The sequence below is a fragment of the Lacinutrix undariae genome, from assembly GCF_052934785.1.
In genome coordinates this window covers 1,432,617-1,451,601 of sequence record NZ_CM128809.1, presented here as the reverse complement: position 1 = coordinate 1,451,601, position 18,985 = coordinate 1,432,617, and the positions used below count along the sequence as shown (strand labels likewise).

Below are 18,985 nucleotides of genomic sequence, written 5' to 3'. Positions count from 1 at the left end.
TTAAAACCAAAACCCTAAATTAAAAAACCAAATACCTTTATTAGTTTCTGGAGACCAGGTGTATTTTGCTTCCACCGGACCAATAAAAGTTTCAACAGCATAACCTAAAGCGTAACCTGTGTAATCTGGAACTTTAAACCACTCACCTTCTTCAAAAATATTATTATCAATATTTGCAAAGTTTGCTGCTGCGGTAATATGTTGCTTTTTAAAAACCTCATAATCGGCAGTAATAGTTCCTTTTACAAAGCTATTTCCAATAAGCGAGATACTATCATAACCATAAAAAGAAATAAAGTTATTTATAAAATTATTACCATAACCTCCAAGTGAAAAATCTAATGTGGTAGTGGAGTTATCTCCTAATTTAAATCCTCCTTGTGTAAGTAAATTCATTGCAAATTTATCCGAAAAACTAAAAGCGTAACCTATATCTGCTTTCGCTATTGAAAAAGGTCTGAATTCTCTATTAAATTTTGATGCTTGTAAATACCAATGAAAATCACCATTAAAATACATCCCTGATTTAGGATAATATTTATTATCGTAAGTATCTAATTTAATAGTACTATAAACACTAAAATAATCTGTACCTTCAAAAACAACATCTTCATCTTCATTAAGCTCATTAATAAGTGTTTCCGATTTTATTTCTAAACGTTTATGCTCTGCCCCTAGCGTAAAAGCAACATCTTTTTTTAGTAAAGTTTGTACATAAAATTGATTAGTTTGATCTTGCACTTCGGCATCAACCTTATTAAAACCCGTTAAATCCTGCTCAACTTGCGTTAAAAATAATTTAGCACTAACACTTTTATGAAACTGATTAAATCGTGAACGTATTCCTATACTCCAATAAAAACCTTTATCAATGTAATATTCAAAATTATAACGCACATTATCACCTAAAATCACATCTAAAGATGCCGTATCATCACCAAAAAGCACACGTTTTTTAGTCACATTTACTAAAGCACCACTTTTATATAAATCATCATAATGAATACCTAATTTTAAAAATGTAGTTGCTGCAGTTTCCCTTACCGAAGCAAAAAGATCATAACCACCATCTGCTTTTTTAAATTTGTATTTAAAGTTATCAAAATTATTTGTAGCAACTAGATTGTTTACACCACTATTAAAATCTTCATAACTCACAACACTATTGCTTTTCAACTTCAATTTTCCTAATACATAAGCTCTAGAATAGCGATCATTACCTTTAATATGTATGTTTTTTATCGCAATACTATCTGCTGGCATAATACTTTTACGTATAACAGTATGAGTTCCTGTTTTATTTGCTATGGCTTTTAAATCTTCAACTTTAGATAAGGCTGCTAATTCTCCATTATTAACAATATGACGTCCTTCATTAAATGAAATTACAGAAAAATCTTTAATATCTGGCTTAATATAAATATCCGTTTTTTTAGATTTCTTTTGCATATCCTTAACCGTACGATAGTTATTAATTTGCAGCAATACATCTGGTGCAGAAGTCAGTTCTTTACGAGTTGCCAATCCAGATTGCACATCAACACCAATAATTACATCCATGCCTTTTGCTCTAAGCTCATCAATAGGGTAGTTATTAACCACACCGCCATCAATTAAAAGTTTCCCATCAATATTTACAGGTTGAAATAAAGAAGGAAAAGCACCACTAGCTGTTACAGATTCCGCCAAATTACCATGATCTAAAAACACAGGTTTCCCCGTTTCAACATCGGTAGCAATACAAAAAAACGGAATAGGTAGTTTGCTAAAATCTTCTATTTCACTAACATTTAAAGTTAAATAAGTGAGTAAATTATAGATGTTTTGACCTTTAGAAATTGCTGAAGGCAACTTTAATTTAAAATCATCAAAAGGTAAGGTTATCGCATATTTTTCTGAATTATCACGCTCATAAAATGTTTTAGCCTCGCGTGGTAAATTATCACTAATGACATCATCAAAATTTAAACTTTTAAAGATAGAATCTAATTGATTTCCGCTATAACCAGATGCGTAAAGCGATCCAATAATAGCCCCCATACTTGTACCAGCAATATAATCAACCTTTACCCCAAGGCTATCAATCACTTTTAAAACACCTATATGAGCAAAACCTTTGGCACCTCCTCCACTTAATACTAAACCAATTTTTTGGTCTTTTTTAGGTGGGTTTTCTTGGGCATAAGAGGTATAACTTATAATAACAAAGAAAAATAGGTAGAGTAGTTTTTTCATTTTGTTTTGTAAAAATCAATTATTTTTTTAGCTCTCGAAACACCAACAACGGCTTCCAATTCTGTTTTTTTAGCTTCCGAAATCCGTTTTACAGATTTAAAATGCGTCATTAATTCTAAAATTGTTTTTTCGCCAATTCCAGGAATTGTTTCCAACTCCGAGTTTAAAGCGCCTTTACTACGTCGGTTACGGTGATGTTCAATTCCAAAACGGTGGGCTTCGTTTCGTAAATGCTGAATCACTTTTAATGTTTCGCTTTTTTTATCTAAATATAAGGGAATTGGATCGTCTGGATAGAATAATTCTTCCAAACGTTTTGCAATTCCTATAATTGCTATTTTATTCCGAAGGTTTAAATCATCTAAACTTTTTAAAGCTGATGATAATTGCCCTTTTCCTCCATCAATAATTATCAGTTGTGGTAAAGGTTGATTCTCTTCAACCAAACGTTTGTAACGACGATAAACAACTTCTTCCATTGAGGCAAAATCATCTGGTCCAACAACGGTTTTTATATTAAAATTACGATACTCTTTTTTACTTGGTTTACCGTTTTTAAATACCACACAAGCTGCCACAGGGTTTGTTCCTTGTATATTGGAGTTATCAAAACATTCAATATGACGTGGTTCTTCTCCCAATTGCAAATCAATTTTCATTTGCGCCATAATACGGTTGGCATGTCTATCGGGATCGGTAATTTTTACTTGCTTAAAACGCTCCATTCTGTAATATTTTGCATTTCGAATGGAGAGATCTAAAATGCGTTTTTTATCACCCAATTGTGGTACAAGCACTTTTAAATCTTCACCAATATCAACTTTAAAAGGGACAAAAATTTCTTTTGAATTTGAGTTAAAACGTTGGCGTAACTCGGTAATAGCAAGTTCTAATAAGGTTTGATCGCTTTCGTCTAGCTTTTTCTTAATTTCTAAAGTATGAGATCTAATAATTGAACCGTAAGATAATTGTAAAAAATTGACATATCCAAAACTGTCGTCACTTACAATACTAAACACATCTACATTACTAATTTTTGGATTGATAATGGTAGATTTAGATTGGTAGTTTTCTAAAACTTCAATTTTTTCTTTAATCTTTTGTGCTTCTTCAAATTCCATATTAGCTGCAAAATCTCTCATCTGCTGCTTAAATTGCGATAACGAATCTTTAAAGTTTCCTTTTAAAATCTCTTTTATCGCCAAAATATTTTCCTGATATTCTTCTTCACTTTCATTATCATCACAAGGTCCTTTACAGTTTCCTAAATGATATTCTAAACATACTTTGTATTTCCCAGATTGAATTTTATGTTCAGATAAATCAAAATTACAAGTTCGTAATTGAAACAATCCTTTTATTAAATCTAGTAAAATAGCTACCGTTTTCTTACTGGTATATGGTCCAAAATAATCCGAACCATCTTTAATAACACGTCTGGTACTAAATACTCTTGGAAAACGTTCTTTTTTAATACAAATCCACGGGTACGTTTTATCGTCCTTTAATAGTACGTTGTATCTGGGTTGGTATTTTTTGATAAGGTTGTTTTCAAGTAAAAGCGCATCGGTCTCTGTAGCTACAACAATATGTTTAATATCTACAATTTTCTTTACTAATACGCGCGTTTTCCCATTATCGTGCTGTTTTGTGAAGTATGAACTCACACGTTTTTTTAAATTCTTTGCCTTACCAACGTATAAAATGGTACCTTCAGCATCATAATACTGATATACTCCTGGTTCATTAGGGAGTGTTTTTAACTGAATTTCTAGGGACGTTTGGCTCATTAGCTCAAAGGTAATTATTTTAATTTTCAACCTTTAAAATTTAATAGAAAATAAATTTTTTCAATCGACTAATTGATTACATTGCGCCACTTTTTTAATTAAATTAATGGAAAAAAAAATTATAGGGAGAGAAGACAAAGTAAGCTTTCCAAAACTCAATTTAAACAATATAGATGTTAAGATAGATACCGGCGCTTACACATCTGCCATACATTGTTCTGAAATCGTAGAAAAAGATAACACCTTAATTTGCACCTTTTACAGTGAAGGACATGCAAATTTTAATGCCGAAAATGTTATATTTAACGAGTACTCAAAAACTGACGTAAAAAGTAGTAATGGGTTTAAAGAAAATAGATTTAAAATAAAATCGGAAGTTATTTTTTTTGGTAAAACTTATAAGATTAACCTAACTTTAAGCACCAGAGCAGACATGAAATTCCCTGTCCTTATTGGGCGACAGTTTTTAAGCAAAAAATTTATAGTTGATGTGAATCAGCAAAATGTATCATATAATAACACACAACACTAATTATGAATATTGTAATTTTATCTAGAAATGCGCATTTGTACTCTACACAACGTCTTATTGAAGAAGGTGAAAAAAGAGGTCACAAAATGGAAGTTATTGATCCTTTAAAATGCGACATTATTATTGAAAAAGAAAAACCAACTATCTACTACAAAGATAGATACCTAGATTATGTAGATGCTATTATTCCAAGAATTGGAGCATCAGTTACATTTTACGGCTGCGCAGTTGTAAGACAGTTTGAAATGATGAATGTATTTACCATCGTTACATCGGATGCTATACAACGCTCAAGAGACAAATTACGAAGCTTACAACACCTTAGTAAAGCAGGAATTGGGATGCCTAAAACTGTATTCACTAACTATTCTAGAGATGTTGAAGAAGTGATAAACCATGTTGGTGGTGTTCCAGTAATTATTAAATTATTAGAAGGAACTCAAGGACTTGGTGTTGTACTTGCTGAAACTAAAAATGCTGCCGAATCTGTTTTAGAAGCCTTTAACGGACTTGAAGCGCGTGTAATTGTACAAGAATTTATTAAAGAAGCTAAAGGTGCAGATTTAAGAGCTCTTGTAGTAGATGGACAAGTTGTTGGCGCTATGAAACGCCAAGGAAAAGAAGGTGAATTTCGATCAAACTTACATCGTGGTGGAAGTGCCGAAATCATCAAACTATCTGATGACGAATTAAAATTAGCTATGAATGCTGCTAGCGCATTAAAACTTCCTGTTTGTGGAGTTGATATGCTACAATCAACAAGAGGACCTCTTTTATTAGAAGTAAATTCTACTCCAGGATTAGAAGGTATTGAAGCAGCTACTGGACGAAATATTGCACGTTCAATAATATCATTTATAGAAAAAAATAAATAATGAACACCCCAAAAAACAACACCATAACGGTTTTAGGAAAAGAAATTGAACCAGGACAAAGTTGTGAACTTAGTTTTGATGTTGCCAATTTACACACCTCCTCTAGCGTTGATGTTCCGGTAATTATACATCGTGCAAAAAAACCTGGTCCAGTAGTACTTTTTACCGCAGGAATTCATGGTGATGAAGTAAATGGGGTAGAAATTGTAAGACAAATTATAGCCAAAGGTATTAACAAACCTAAACGTGGTACTATTATCTGTATTCCTGTAATTAATGTTTTTGGCTTTATTAATTTAAGTAGAGAATTTCCTGACGGAAGAGACCTAAACCGTGTTTTCCCTGGGGTTTTAAATGGATCTCTAGCAAGTAGAGTGGCCTACAAATTGGTGAATGAAGTGATTCCTGATGTAGATTATATTATGGATTTTCATACCGGTGGTGCCGGACGTTTTAACGCACCACAAATACGAATTGACAAGAGTTTACCTGAACTTGATGAGCTTGCCAAAGTTTTTGGAGCACCTTTTGTATTGTATTCAAAAAATATAAAAAAATCTTTTAGAAGTACGTGTAGTAAATTAGGTAAATCTATTTTACTTTTTGAAGGTGGAAAATCTATTCATATTGATGTTAATGTTGCAAATACTGGTGTTAATGGCGCCAAACGTGTACTACATCATCTAGGTATGTTATCTTCAAAATTTAAAGTTTCGCAACCTAAAAAAGAAGTGGTTTATATTTTAGATAGCCGTTGGCAACGCGCTAGTCTTTCAGGCTTATTTAAAGCCTCTGCCGATGTAGGTTCAAAAGTAAAAAAAGGAGATATTATAGGAACTATTACAGATCCTTATGGGAAATTTAACGAGTTAGTAAAAGCCGCTTTATCTGGATATATTATTAACGTTAACGAATCTCCAATTGTATATCAAGGAGACGCATTGTTTCATATTACCAATAAATTGAAATGACAAAAACAGAATTAAGACACGCTTACAAAGAAAAACGTAAGGCCTTATCTATAGATACTGCGGACGATTTTAGCATTGCAATTGCCAATCAATTATTACAATTACCAATTTGGGATTATCAGTTTTACCACCTGTTTTTAACTATTGAAGAGCACAAGGAAGTGAATACCGATTTTATATTGAATATCCTTTCGGGAAAAGATAAGCATATTGTGATTTCGAAGAGTGATTTTTCAAACGGAACTTTGCAAAATTTCTTACTTACAGATAGTACGGTAATTAAAAAGAACGCTTATAATATTCCAGAACCTGTAGATGGTATTCCGATAGCAAATAGCAGTATACAAGTTGTTTTTGCACCTTTATTAGCTTTTGATGTTAAAGGAAATCGTGTAGGTTATGGTAAAGGATTTTATGATACCTTTCTTGCCGATTGTACACCCGAAACTTTAAAAATAGGATTATCCTTTTTTGAAGCAGAACCAAGTATTGAGGACCTTTTTGAAGGCGATATTCCGTTAGATTATTGTGTAACTCCAGAAAAGGTTTATTCGTTTTCTAAAGCTTGATTTAAAGCCTCATTTTCAACAGTAACACTTTCTTCTTCTTTAGGGAAAGCTTGTTTATTAAACACTATTAAAACCCCAATTCCGGTACTAATTGCCATATCTGCAACATTAAATACAGGATCAAAGAAACTAAATGTTTGTCCGCCTAAAAATGGTAACCATTCTGGATACACACCACTAAACATTGGAAAATGTAACATATCAACTACATTACCATGAAAAACAGATTCGTAACCTCCAGCTTCGGGTAAAAAGGTAGCTAATTCATGTACACTACTACTAAAAAATACGCCGTAAAATACTGAATCTAATATATTCCCTAAAGCACCAGCAAATATTAAAACAATAGCAATAAGTAATGAGGTTGCTGCTTTTTTCTTTACAGATTTTACTAGCCAATATCCAATTCCAAAAATAGCGACAATACGAAATAAGGTTAAGCAAAGTTTGGCAACTCTATCTGAAATAAAAGACGCAAAATCACTTAGTTTAGTTCCCCAAGCCATACCATCGTTTTCAACAAAGGCAATTTCAAACCAATCAAAAACAATCACACGCTCTCCAATAATAAAGTGTGTTTTTATATACAATTTACTCACTTGATCAATAAGTAAAATAAGAATAATAAATAGAGTCGCTTTTTTAAGAGTCATAAGTATCGTTTGAAGTCAGCTAAAATAATGATATTATTTATGTTTTAAATGTTTATGCTCCGCTTATTAATTGCACATGGCATATCACAATTTTATAATGAATAAAAAAAATTACACCATTACGGTTTTTCCGTAGTTTGTAGCATACATCGTTTACGAGCACACCAAAAAACACTAAAAACCACATAAACAGCAGATTGAGACAAAAAAAAGCTATTATTTTTTGGGTTTTAGTTTTTTTTTTTTTTTAGATTCGCATATCTTTAATTAGTATTAGGTTATTTACAAGGTGGCTTTTTACTCTTTTAAGACACCAAAAAATGACGTCTTTTTTAAAACTAGTACTAGTTTATTTTTAACCTTGTAGCCTTGTTATTTTTAATTAATAATCAACCTAATATTTAGGTTTTAAAACAAGAACAATATGAAAAAATTATTTAACGTAATGGCTGTGATACTCAAACTACACAAATAAACATTTTTCATGAAAAAACATTTCGTACATATGCAAAAACATCGATTTAAAACCCATTTAAAGCTAGTGATTCTGCTTTTTGGAGTTTCGATGTCTTACCTCTCTTGTCAAAAAGACGATGATTTATCTAAAGACACAACTAATTCTCAACTAGAATTTAAACGAGACCTTATTACTAAATCACAAATATCTAATAACAAAAAAGTTAATTCAATAATACAAACATTACCTAAAACTAACACCCTTTTAACTAATAACTTTAATACACAAGCAAGAACTGTTTATAATGAAGAGTATGACTTTTACATAAATGATGAAAAGGCATATCATATTACATACGGTAACTATGACTCATACACTTTTGCTATTCACAGAAGTCAAGATAATGGTTTGATAGAAAACTTAATATTAAGTAAACAATTAGATGGGTCTTACAAATCTTCTATTGTTAGCTATAATTTAAACGAGACAGAAAAGCAAAGTATTAAAAATGGAACTATACCAAGTGGCATTGAAAACAAAATGTCAATACAGCCACTTTCAAGAGGAACTGATGCTCGTATCATCCAAATAGGGAGCTCAGGCATATATTATCAAGAAGGGAGTGATGGCTGTATTAAACCTACATTTACAAATATTGATACCCCTGATGGTCCAGCTTCAGCCTTTTCAGGATGGATACCTGCTGGATGTCCACAAGGATTTGTAACAAGCATTGACACAGGTGCTGATAATGGTTCAGATGCTGGTGGTTCAGTAACACCAAATTTACCTTCTTATACTAATCCAGGTACCCCAAACACTGGCAATCCTTCTGGTTCACCAAGCGGTGGTGGTAACGGAACACCAAATACAACTGGTAACTCTAACAATACAGGATCTGATAATTCAAATGGTTCAGGTCAAGAAGGATCTCAAGATTGTATTCAAGTTGGTGTTGACGGAGGTTGTATTGTTGAAATAATTACTCCTTTGGTTCTTGACTATGATGATACAATCATTGATTGTATAGGGTATTCTTCTGAAATAACGCAGTTAACACTAAGTCAAAAATCAGATTTAGCAAATTTTATTAATACTAATGGATGTACTGAGGAAAACTCAGCAATTGCGAACGTCATAATAGATTTTTATTCTGAGGAAGATTGGAAACAATTATTAAGAGATGCAGTTGCAAGTGGGGTAACTTCAACAGCAGAACTTACACACAGAATATACAAAAAACTATCTATAATCACTCAAACTTACCCGTCGTCAATAGTCTACATCAACTCTATAGTAAATGAGTTTAGAGAAATAGCTGGTGAAGCATTTGATACAGATACACAAACCCTAGATTGGTTAGATTTATTTGGAATTTGGTTATTTGAATTAGGAAATTATCCTCAGGATACAATTACTTTTGATGGAAATGACAATACAACAATAAGTTTGAAGCAACAAGAAGGTGTTAATGAAGCTAGGCAAATAGCCATTGATAAGATAAACAGTAATGACTTAAGTGATCCTACTGTATCAAACCCATGGGTTTATGGGCAAACTGAATTTTATGACGGTATGACAAATAGCAATATAGCTACTTCGTTTTTAGGGTCTTACGGAACAAACATTGCGATAACTCAAAACCCAAATGGTTCTTACACATTGACTTTTTCAGTTTCAAATCCCTCAACATGGGAATCTGCAACTAGGTTAAGAATTGATAATGATGGAGATGGTAATCATGACAGAATATTTCCTAATAAGAATAGAGGCGACGGAATTCCCCTTGGAGGAACCATAAATCAAATTTGGATATGGACAGAAATAGTAAATTAAAAATTTTAAGCGTTGTTTTATTGGTTACAATAGTCTTTTTAAATAGCTGTTTACCAGAAAAAGAACAGGCGCCTTACCCTTATAAAATAGAGCTGAATCAATTGCGAAAAGAAGTGGGTTTACGTCTCATTGATTCTACATTTTACAAAGACAGTTACTATTTTAAAAGTGCAAGTACTTTCGATAAGGTAAATAAAATCTATTATGACTCTTATACAAAACCGAAAAACAGAGGTAAAACACCTAAAACACAGTCACTATTTTGGGAAAAACACACTAAATTGGATAGATATAATGGAAAACCTCAATATGAAGAAGACATATATAGGAGTGGTTTTTATAAATATGGTTATATGGAAGAAACAGATATTTTTGAGACCTTAAAACTCAGATATGTTTTTGAAGATTATAAAGAATTTGATATCAGGACTAAAGACAGTCTTAACATTAGTAAAGGTTGGCAATATATTTATGAGTTCCCAATTGAAGACAAAGGAGTTACTTCAAATAAACCAAAATCCGAATATTGGAAAAAAGAAGAGGAAAAAATAAGTGAGAAAAAAGCTGATAGTATTTTAGAATCTTGGAAATTAAAAAGATTAAACTATTGAAATTAGAATAATAAATACTGCCTATAACATTGTATAAAAATAATAGCGGCTTTGTTACTTAATCAAAGTCGCTATTATATATTAACAGTGGGTCATAAATAGAAAGTTTTGCGTTTCAAAATCCGCTACTATTCTTATACACAACCGTTGTAAATTTAATAGAACCAATAATCAAGCTTTTAACATAAACCATGTAGTTTTAAACTCTATTGTTATAACAACATAAATTAATATCATGAAACTATTTTTATTGATTATAATATTAAACTTATCTAGCTTAAATTATTCTTATGGTCAAAACCAAAAAATTAAAGGTTATAATTCAGAAGGAAAAAAAATAATTGAAAATAAATATTTTCACCCAAATGAATCTTTTAATATATATGGAGATATAGAATTAAAAAATTTTGCTAATGACAGCATTAGTGTAAAGCCTAAAGCTCAAGAAAAAAAACTGTTTATTTAATTTTTAAAGAGAATGAACAAGTGAATTGTGTAAAATATAATTCTAATGAAAGACAAGACCGAAGCACTTCAACTTACACTGGAGTTATGAAGAAATCTGAAAATTCAAATAAAGAAATTGTCTTTTCTATGTGTAGAGAAAAGCTTTTTTTAGTTAAAGATACAAATCCCGAAAAAATTTCTACTACAGATGTTAATGAATTAGATTTAGTCAAATTTGATTATTTAATAGAGGAATATATAAAATTAGATATGTTTTCAAAAAGATATGTCTTTGATAAAATATATTTTATTGAAAAAATTAATGAAAAAGAATATTTAAAATATGAAGTGTATTGGGAACATTATGTGCATAGAGGTATTCAAAATAACTACTGTGATAAAAACTAGTAAAGCATTCTTAATTCCTGCAAATATGACATTAATTAAACAGTAAAATCAAATACATTATATATGAAAAATAGGAGAAAACACAAAAAAATGAAAACATATATTATAACATTATTATTACTAATTACAAATGTCTTTTTTAGCAATGCACAAGAAGATGTAATAGTCCCGTTAACATCAAATATTGATGAGGATATAGACAAAACTTACTACTATAAAGATATTAATGGAGATTTAAACAAATTTTTAGGAACTTGGAAATATCAAGATGCAGACAAAGAATTAATAGTAACCTTTTATTTAAGTGTTAAAGATAAAAATGGTGTTGGAGATTTTTATGATAAAATTTATGCCAAATTTAAGTACACAGAAAACGGTACTATTATTTACGATACACTTTTAGATAATAGTTTGTCTGCACAATTAAACATTGTTGGTTCATCATTTCTTGACCAAGAAGACGCAAATGGTTTATCAGTTCTTAATGTAAATAAAATGTCTTTATTTTATAATGAACCAACAGATATTCCGTACGACAGAACTCCTCATCAACAACTATTTATAGAATTTTTACCTTGTGGTTTTGGTTGTTCGCCTCAACTAAAATGGGATATTTTTTGGTTACCTAACAGTGATTCAGACCCTTGGCCTTTTAAAATACCAAAAGACATAACTTTAACAAAACAGTAAAATCTACAACAGGTATAAAAATCTAATATTCTAAGTTCAACTCAAAAAAAAACGTCTTGCAAATGCAAGACGTTTTTTAATATATAAACTTTAATTTAAGCTTGTATGTTTTTGGCTTCGATACTTAAAGTAGCGTGTGGCACTAACTTTAAACGTTCTTTATTAATTAATTTTCCTGTAACACGACAAATACCATAGGTTTTATTTTCAACTCTAATAATCGCGTTTTTTAAATCGCGAATAAATTTTTGTTGACGTATAGCTAACTGTGAGTTCGCTTCCTTACTCATTGTTTCACTTCCCTCTTCAAAAGCTTTAAACGTTGGTGATGTATCATCTGTACCGTTGTTTAAATCGTTCATATAAGCACTTTTAATCAATTCTAAATCGTGCTGAGCTTTATCAATTTTATCTTGAAGTAGTAATTTAAACTCTTCTAGATCTTTATCTGAATATCTGTTTGTTGCATCTAATGCCATATTTTTAAATTTTTTGAATAGACAATCTGGTATTTACGTCATCAAAAGCAATTTCTATACCATCTTTTACATTATCTAAAACTTCCACTGTATCTGTAAGTGTTTCAGCTTTTATATAATCTAAATTTTTGTCTAAGGCGTTAACAATTTGTTCATCTTTTTGAAATTGTACCGCTATTCTATCAGTTAATTCAAATCCAGAATCTTTACGTAGATTTTGAATTCTGTTTACCAATTCTCTAGCAATACCTTCTTTTCTTAGCTCTTCGGTAATGGTTACATCTAAGGCTACTGTTAAGGATCCTGAGCTTGCAACAAGCCATCCTTCAATATCTTGAGAGGTAATCTCTACGTCTGAACGTTCTAAAGTAATACTTTTCCCATTAACGTCAACATCTAAAACTCCGTTTTGTTCAATTTTTTTAATATCGTCTGCATCAAACCCATTTATAAGTTGTGCTACAGCTTTCATATCTTTTCCAAAACGTGGTCCTAAAGCTTTAAAATTAGGTTTTATTTGTTTTACTAAAATATCAGAAGCATCTTCTAAAACCTCAACAGATTTTACGTTTACTTCAGATTTTATTAAATCGGCAACTGCTAAAATTTCTTCTTTTTGTTGTTCGCTATCACTAGGAACCATAATTTTTTGAAGTGGCTGACGTACTTTTATTTTTTCTTTAGCTCGTAATGATAATACTAAAGACGAAATAGTTTGGGCGCTCTCCATTTTGCGTTCTAAACTCTTATCAATAAAGTTTTTATCGCTCACTGGGAACTCCGCCAAATGTACACTTTCAAAGTTTTCTGTATGTGTTACTTTTGTTAAGTCTTGGTAAAGTTTATCCATAAAAAACGGTGCTATTGGCGCGCCTAATTTTGCTATGGTTAACATACAAGTGTATAAGGTTTGGTAAGCCGAAATTTTATCTTGTTGATAATCGCCTTTCCAGAAACGTCTTCTACTTAAACGTACATACCAGTTACTTAAATAATCTTGTGTAAAGTCTGAAATTGCACGTGCCGCTTTTGTTGGCTCGTATTCAGCGTAATAGTCATCTACTTTTTGAATAAGTGTATGTAATTCTGAAAGTACCCAACGGTCTATTTCTGGACGTTCTTCTAACGGAATTTCAGCTTCTTTATAAGTAAATTTATCTAAGTTGGTATATAATGTAAAGAATGAATAGGTATTGTAAAGTGTTCCGAAGAATTTACGTTTTACCTCTTCAATTCCTTCTACATCAAATTTTAAATTGTCCCAAGGGTTTGCATTTGCAATCATGTACCAACGTGTAGCATCTGCGCCGTATGTTGATAGGGTTTCAAAAGGATCGGTAGCGTTTCCTAAACGTTTAGACATTTTTTGTCCGTTTTTATCTAACACTAACCCGTTAGATACTACGTTTTTGTAGGCTACTGAATCGAAAACCATAGTTCCAATCGCGTGAAGTGTATAAAACCATCCACGAGTTTGATCTACGCCTTCTGCAATAAAATCTGCTGGGAAAGATTTGTTATCGTCTATTTTATCTTTGTTTTCAAAAGGGTAATGCCATTGTGCATACGGCATTGAACCAGAATCGAACCACACATCAATTAAATCGCTTTCACGTTTCATTGGTTGTCCTGATGCCGAAACTAATACCACCTCATCAACAATATTTTTATGTAAATCTATTTTAGCATAGTTTTCGTTTGAGTTGTTACCCACTTCAAAATCTTCAAAAATGTCTTTTGCTAAAACACCTGCATCAACAGCTTTTGCCATTTCTGCTTTTAATTCTTCAACCGAACCAATACAAATTTCTTCTTTACCATCTTCGGTTCTCCAAATTGGTAATGGAATTCCCCAGTAACGAGAACGCGATAAATTCCAATCGTTTGCATTTGCTAGCCAGTTTCCAAAACGACCTGTACCGGTTGATTTTGGTTTCCAGTTAATGGTATCGTTAAGTTTTACCATTCTATCCTTTACATCGGTTACTTTAACAAACCAAGAATCTAACGGGTAGTATAAAATTGGTTTATCTGTACGCCAGCAGTGTGGGTAGTTATGCTTATATTTTTCAACCTTAAAGGCTTTATTTTCTTCTTTTAACTTAATAGCTAACTCCACATCTATAGAACGTTCTGGAGCTTCACCATCGGTATAATATTCGTTTTTAACATATTTACCTGCAAACTCTCCCATTTCTGGACGAAATTTACCTTGTAAATTTACAAGTGGTACTAAGTTATCATTTTCGTCTTTTACCAACATTGGTGGAATTTCTGGAGAGGCTTGTTTTGCAACTAAAGCATCATCAGCTCCAAAAGTTGGTGCGGTGTGTACAATTCCTGTTCCGTCTTCGGTAGTTACAAAATCTCCTGCAATAACTCTAAAAGCATCTTGAGGATTATCGTTTGGTAAAGCGTAAGGTAATAATTGTTCGTATTTGATACCAACAAGATCGTTTCCTTTAAACTCTTTTACTATGAAATATGGAATTTTCTTATCTCCCGAATTGTAAGTTTCTAAACCTTCAACAGTTTCCACTAACACATTATTTTTTCCAGCAAATTGCTTTCCAACTAATGGTTTTGCTAAAACAACGTTTATAGGCTCAAATGTATATTGATTGAATGTTTTTACTAAAACATAGTCAATTTTTGGTCCAACGGTTAACGCGGTATTAGATGGTAATGTCCACGGTGTTGTTGTCCAAGCTATAAAATGAATATCACCTTCGTTTTGTAAAAATTCTGGTAATGTATTTTCAACAGCTTTAAATTGTGCTACAATAGTAGTATCGGTAACATCTTGGTAAGCTCCTGGTTGGTTTACCTCGTGAGAACTTAATCCTGTTCCTGCTTTTGGAGAATATGGTTGAATAGTATACCCTTTGTACATTAAGTTTTTGGTGTATATTTCTTTTAATAACCACCAAACAGACTCCATGTATTTAGGATCGTAAGTAATGTATGGATCGTCCATATCTACCCAATATCCCATTTTATTTGTAAGATCATTCCACACATCTGTGTAACGCATTACTGCTTTACGACAAGCGGCGTTATAATCTTCAACCGAAATTGTTTTTCCGATATCTTCCTTAGTAATACCTAGTTCTTTTTCAACACCAAGCTCAATTGGAAGTCCGTGTGTATCCCAACCTGCTTTACGTTTTACTTGAAAACCTTTCATGGTTTTATAACGCGGAAAAATATCTTTAATCGCACGTGCTAAAACATGGTGTACACCTGGTAATCCGTTTGCTGAAGGCGGTCCTTCAAAAAACACGTAAGGTTTGTTACCTTCTCTTGTAGTGACACTTTTTTCAAATATGTTATTTTCTTGCCAATAGCTAGCGATTTCATCTGCTACGTTTGGTAAGTTAAGACCTTTATATTCAGGGAATTTACTACTCATAATATCATTCATTCAATTCGATTAGCGAAATTAAGGATTTTTAGTAAAAAAGGGACCTAAAACACTGAAAAAAGAAAGCCTTTGATAAATCAAAGGCTTTTGGTTGTAAAACAGATTATTACTGCTTTATATTTTTATCAATTTCTTTGATGTTAATAGTTTTGTGCCTTCAGTAATTTTAAGAATATATACACCGTTGGTTAAGGCGTTTAAATTACTAAAATTGATTTCGGTTTGCGCATCATTAACTATTTGAGTTTTTACTACACGACCTTGAATATCGTACATTGTAATTTTTAAGTCGTTATAATTTCCGCTTGACGGTAACTTAATAGTTACAGCACTTTTTGTTGGGTTTGGATATATTGAAAAATTAGAAGCTTCTAAATCTGCAATAGATAATGTAGCGCCTACTAAATTAATGGTATAATCTTCAACTTCTGATGAATTACTATCTGAATTTACAATTCCGCAAGGTGCATTTGTTCCGTAAGGTGTATAATATTGCATCATTGCAACACGCATTCTTGTACTTGTTGTGATAACTGTTGACGGTACCGAAAATGAGAACGAACGTGTTACTTGATTGTAAGGTGATAAATCACTTCCTTCTGTTGTTCCTGCTACAAGTTCGCCGGCATCTGTAAAGTCTCCATCGGCATTATAATCTATCCAAACACCAAAACCTGCTGTTTTCCAATTATCACCAGGAATTGATTTATCTATAGAAATAGTATAGGTCTCTGAAGCGTTTAAACTTGTTGATATTGCTGTAAAATCTGTATATATAGATCCGTCTGAAGTATTATTAATTGTCTCTAACTCTACTCTAGTTATATGATGATTATCGCCATTTATAATTCCGTAAGCGTCGCAATAATCGATATCAGTTGTTGAAAACGGTACTACCGAACTATATGCAGATTGAGAAGTACCACAATCGCTATTAATTTCTAATTCGTAATCTGTAGACAATGTTAAACCTGTTATAGTCACCGAATTTGTTGTTGCGATTATAGAACTCCAAGTTCCAGAAACTTCACGATATCTAACATTAAAACTCACACCATCAATAGCATCCCAACTTACAAAAGCCGAATTAGAATTTGCCGACACATTAATTGTACTTGGTACAGATAATGCATTAACACTTACGCTTTGTATTGCTATATTTGAATTTACACCATCATCAAACAACCATATAATTACACCACTTTCTCCGGCAGAAAAAGTAGTATTACCTGTTGTTGTTGCTACAATTTCTGTACATGCATTATTGATTAAAGTTGGAGCAGCAACTGTAATTTGACAATTACTTACCACATCTTCTAATATAGGTGCTGTAAATGCTGCTGGTGTTGCATTAGGCGAAACGGTTATTAATGCTGAACATTTACTTTCATTTCCATCGGCATCTGTTATGGTTAACCAAACTGTTTGTGCCTCTAAAGTATCATCGCAAGAAAAAGCTGTTCTATCAATAACTACGCTATCTGTAGTTGCCGCTCCTGCTGTACCAAAAGTAGATCCATTATCTACTTCACTTGCTAAAAGTGTTGCGTGTCCTGTATCATCTAATGTAATTTGAACATCTTGACAGTTTGCTACTGGTGGATTAACAACTGTTGCTCCAATATATTGAATTTTAACAATAACACCACGGTTACTTAAAGTTCCTACTACGTTTGTTGATGAAGGTCCTGATGTTCCTCCAGCATTATCTGTTACTGCATAAATAGTTAATCCGTCTGGAGAGATTGCAATATCTCTATATCTATCTATTGAAGAATGAAACTCCTCGTAAGCGTCATCTACGATATCTGTACCATCTGCAGTTAATTTTGCACGGTAAATAGTTCCTTTTTTTAATGACGGAAATAATAATGAACGTCCCCAACCTGGGATATTTCCAGTTTCATGAATATCAATACTAGATACCGCTGGTGTTGGCCATGTTCCCCAACCACCTGCTGGATCAGATTCAATTGAGCTTCCGTAAGTACCTATACAAGGTTCAAAATCTACTGGTGCTCCATTTGGAAAAGATTCAAATTCGGTATAAGAATCTGCACCATCTGGACAGTTATGATCGGAAAAGTTACCTGCATTACAAGCGCCTTCTAAAGAAGACCAATTGCAATATGTGTAAGCCCAATTATCATAGTATCCAGCAATTTCTGGCCATCCATAATTTTTACCTGATTTTATGATATTTATTTCATCATCTGTTTTTGGACCTTGTTCTGAAGCATAAAGTGTTCCATCGGCAGCAAAAATAATTCCTTGAGAATTACGATGCCCGTATGTATACACGTGGCTTTTTACATTCTCAAACACAGGATTATCACTAGGCACAGTTCCATCTAAATTAATACGTAATGTTTTTCCTGGATAATTAGCATAATCTGTAGGTGATGTTGGTAAAACCTGTGCTAAAATAGGATTACAAGAATAATCAAATTGATTAGCTCCTTGATCTCCTATGGTATAATATATTTTTAAATCTGGCCCAATAATAAGTCGACCAGAATTGTGATCACCACTTCCTGGAAGTCCTTCTAAAATGGCTCCGTTTTCATTTAAACTAACGTCTTCGGCTAATGTATTTGTTGTATAATCATATACTAAACGAATAATACGTAATTTAAAACCCGCATCTTCATAAGTATATGCTGCGTACACATAATTATTACTTGTAGTTGTGATATCATTATATAAATCTGGATGAATTGCCATTCCTAAAAGTCCTCCTTGAGTAGAGTTTGCAACTTTAGCGCTTAAGTCTATCATCACATCAATACTACTTGTTGCAATATCAAAACTTGTAATTTTTTCACCAACACGTTCAGTTAGCCATAATTTATCACCAGACATATAGGTAATTTCCCAAGGGTAACTAAAAGCATTTTCTGAGGTGATATTTGTAACACTCCACTTAGAAGTATCATCTGTTATTGGTTGAGCAAAGGAAATCAATGCTACTAGTACAAAGGCTAGCGAAAGTAATTTTTGTTTCATTC

At 32.2% G+C, this 18,985-nt stretch carries 15 protein-coding genes; 9 read left to right on the top strand and 6 right to left on the bottom strand.

Annotation, left to right across the window (positions count from 1 at the left end):
• Together ACU4C5_RS06440 and uvrC are read right to left on the bottom strand one after the other, a co-directional pair.
• Positions 1 to 2,235, bottom strand: a complete 2,235-nt coding sequence (locus ACU4C5_RS06440) for a patatin-like phospholipase family protein (RefSeq protein WP_446846240.1) — start codon at positions 2,233 to 2,235, stop codon at positions 1 to 3.
• Positions 2,232 to 4,025 carry an excinuclease ABC subunit UvrC gene (uvrC, locus tag ACU4C5_RS06435; protein ID WP_446846239.1) on the bottom strand — a complete coding sequence of 598 codons (1,794 nt, stop codon included), beginning with the start codon at positions 4,023 to 4,025 and terminating at the stop codon, positions 2,232 to 2,234. The genes ACU4C5_RS06440 and uvrC overlap by 4 nt, the downstream gene beginning before the upstream one ends.
• Positions 4,026 to 4,131: 106 nt before the next feature.
• On the opposite strand from uvrC, the gene ACU4C5_RS06430 reads away from it, so the two are divergent.
• The 4 genes from ACU4C5_RS06430 to ACU4C5_RS06415 are packed head-to-tail and all read left to right on the top strand — an operon-like array spanning position 4,132 to position 6,972.
• The gene (locus ACU4C5_RS06430) at positions 4,132 to 4,557 is read left to right on the top strand and encodes an ATP-dependent zinc protease family protein (RefSeq protein WP_446846238.1); all 426 of its coding nucleotides are present in this window, start codon (positions 4,132 to 4,134) and stop codon (positions 4,555 to 4,557) included.
• A 2-nt stretch (positions 4,558 to 4,559) separates the two neighbouring features.
• Entirely contained in the window at positions 4,560 to 5,432 is an 873-nt protein-coding gene (rimK, locus tag ACU4C5_RS06425) for a 30S ribosomal protein S6--L-glutamate ligase (RefSeq protein ID WP_446846237.1), read from the top strand.
• Entirely contained in the window at positions 5,432 to 6,403 is a 972-nt protein-coding gene (locus tag ACU4C5_RS06420) for a succinylglutamate desuccinylase/aspartoacylase family protein (protein ID WP_446846236.1), read from the top strand. The genes rimK and ACU4C5_RS06420 overlap by 1 nt, the downstream gene beginning before the upstream one ends.
• A complete protein-coding gene (locus tag ACU4C5_RS06415) occupies positions 6,400 to 6,972 on the top strand; it encodes a 5-formyltetrahydrofolate cyclo-ligase (protein ID WP_446846235.1) in 573 nt (190 codons plus the stop codon). The genes ACU4C5_RS06420 and ACU4C5_RS06415 overlap by 4 nt, the downstream gene beginning before the upstream one ends.
• On the opposite strand, the gene ACU4C5_RS06410 is transcribed toward ACU4C5_RS06415, so the two are convergent.
• The gene (locus ACU4C5_RS06410) at positions 6,951 to 7,625 is read right to left on the bottom strand and encodes a lipoprotein signal peptidase (RefSeq protein ID WP_446846234.1); all 675 of its coding nucleotides are present in this window, start codon (positions 7,623 to 7,625) and stop codon (positions 6,951 to 6,953) included. The genes ACU4C5_RS06415 and ACU4C5_RS06410 overlap by 22 nt on opposite strands.
• A gap of 484 nt (positions 7,626 to 8,109) precedes the next feature.
• Between ACU4C5_RS06410 and ACU4C5_RS06405 the strand changes: the two genes are divergently transcribed.
• From ACU4C5_RS06405 to ACU4C5_RS06385, 5 genes are all read left to right on the top strand, one after another.
• Positions 8,110 to 9,918: a hypothetical protein gene (locus ACU4C5_RS06405; protein ID WP_446846233.1), complete on the top strand. Its 1,809-nt coding sequence runs from the start codon at positions 8,110 to 8,112 to the stop codon at positions 9,916 to 9,918.
• The gene (locus ACU4C5_RS06400; RefSeq protein WP_446846232.1) at positions 9,897 to 10,529 is read left to right on the top strand and encodes a hypothetical protein; all 633 of its coding nucleotides are present in this window, start codon (positions 9,897 to 9,899) and stop codon (positions 10,527 to 10,529) included. The genes ACU4C5_RS06405 and ACU4C5_RS06400 overlap by 22 nt, the downstream gene beginning before the upstream one ends.
• Before the next feature lie 235 nt (positions 10,530 to 10,764).
• Positions 10,765 to 10,995, top strand: a complete 231-nt coding sequence (locus tag ACU4C5_RS06395) for a hypothetical protein (RefSeq protein WP_446846231.1) — start codon at positions 10,765 to 10,767, stop codon at positions 10,993 to 10,995.
• A gap of 86 nt (positions 10,996 to 11,081) precedes the next feature.
• Positions 11,082 to 11,384, top strand: coding sequence for a hypothetical protein (locus tag ACU4C5_RS06390; RefSeq protein WP_446846230.1), 303 nt, complete (start codon positions 11,082 to 11,084; stop codon positions 11,382 to 11,384).
• Positions 11,385 to 11,474: 90 nt separating this feature from the next.
• Entirely contained in the window at positions 11,475 to 12,074 is a 600-nt protein-coding gene (locus ACU4C5_RS06385; RefSeq protein ID WP_446846229.1) for a DUF6705 family protein, read from the top strand.
• A 95-nt stretch (positions 12,075 to 12,169) separates the two neighbouring features.
• Here ACU4C5_RS06385 and ACU4C5_RS06380 read toward each other — a convergent pair whose 3' ends face one another.
• The 3 genes from ACU4C5_RS06380 to ACU4C5_RS06370 all read right to left on the bottom strand — a co-directional run bounded on the left by ACU4C5_RS06380 (position 12,170) and on the right by ACU4C5_RS06370 (position 18,983).
• Complete coding sequence (locus ACU4C5_RS06380; RefSeq protein WP_446846228.1) at positions 12,170 to 12,553, bottom strand: TraR/DksA family transcriptional regulator; 384 nt, start codon at positions 12,551 to 12,553, stop codon at positions 12,170 to 12,172.
• A gap of 4 nt (positions 12,554 to 12,557) precedes the next feature.
• A complete protein-coding gene (ileS, locus tag ACU4C5_RS06375) occupies positions 12,558 to 15,965 on the bottom strand; it encodes an isoleucine--tRNA ligase (protein ID WP_446846435.1) in 3,408 nt (1,135 codons plus the stop codon).
• A gap of 126 nt (positions 15,966 to 16,091) precedes the next feature.
• Positions 16,092 to 18,983, bottom strand: a complete 2,892-nt coding sequence (locus ACU4C5_RS06370; RefSeq protein WP_446846227.1) for a PQQ-dependent sugar dehydrogenase — start codon at positions 18,981 to 18,983, stop codon at positions 16,092 to 16,094.
• Between the last annotated feature and the right edge of the window lie 2 nt (positions 18,984 to 18,985).

Excerpts from the sequence above, each read along its gene's own strand:
- ACU4C5_RS06440 (WP_446846240.1), bottom strand. The coding sequence starts at position 2,235 with ATGAAAAAACTACTCTACCTATTTTTCTTTGTTATTATAAGTTATACC.
- uvrC (WP_446846239.1), bottom strand. The coding sequence starts at position 4,025 with ATGAGCCAAACGTCCCTAGAAATTCAGTTAAAAACACTCCCTAATGAA.
- ACU4C5_RS06430 (WP_446846238.1), top strand. The coding sequence starts at position 4,132 with ATGGAAAAAAAAATTATAGGGAGAGAAGACAAAGTAAGCTTTCCAAAA.
- rimK (WP_446846237.1), top strand. The coding sequence starts at position 4,560 with ATGAATATTGTAATTTTATCTAGAAATGCGCATTTGTACTCTACACAA.
- ACU4C5_RS06420 (WP_446846236.1), top strand. The coding sequence starts at position 5,432 with ATGAACACCCCAAAAAACAACACCATAACGGTTTTAGGAAAAGAAATT.
- ACU4C5_RS06415 (WP_446846235.1), top strand. The coding sequence starts at position 6,400 with ATGACAAAAACAGAATTAAGACACGCTTACAAAGAAAAACGTAAGGCC.
- ACU4C5_RS06410 (WP_446846234.1), bottom strand. The coding sequence starts at position 7,625 with ATGACTCTTAAAAAAGCGACTCTATTTATTATTCTTATTTTACTTATT.
- ACU4C5_RS06405 (WP_446846233.1), top strand. The coding sequence starts at position 8,110 with ATGAAAAAACATTTCGTACATATGCAAAAACATCGATTTAAAACCCAT.
- ACU4C5_RS06400 (WP_446846232.1), top strand. The coding sequence starts at position 9,897 with ATGGACAGAAATAGTAAATTAAAAATTTTAAGCGTTGTTTTATTGGTT.
- ACU4C5_RS06395 (WP_446846231.1), top strand. The coding sequence starts at position 10,765 with ATGAAACTATTTTTATTGATTATAATATTAAACTTATCTAGCTTAAAT.
- ACU4C5_RS06390 (WP_446846230.1), top strand. The coding sequence starts at position 11,082 with ATGAAGAAATCTGAAAATTCAAATAAAGAAATTGTCTTTTCTATGTGT.
- ACU4C5_RS06385 (WP_446846229.1), top strand. The coding sequence starts at position 11,475 with ATGAAAACATATATTATAACATTATTATTACTAATTACAAATGTCTTT.
- ACU4C5_RS06380 (WP_446846228.1), bottom strand. The coding sequence starts at position 12,553 with ATGGCATTAGATGCAACAAACAGATATTCAGATAAAGATCTAGAAGAG.
- ileS (WP_446846435.1), bottom strand. The coding sequence starts at position 15,965 with ATGAGTAGTAAATTCCCTGAATATAAAGGTCTTAACTTACCAAACGTA.
- ACU4C5_RS06370 (WP_446846227.1), bottom strand. The coding sequence starts at position 18,983 with ATGAAACAAAAATTACTTTCGCTAGCCTTTGTACTAGTAGCATTGATT.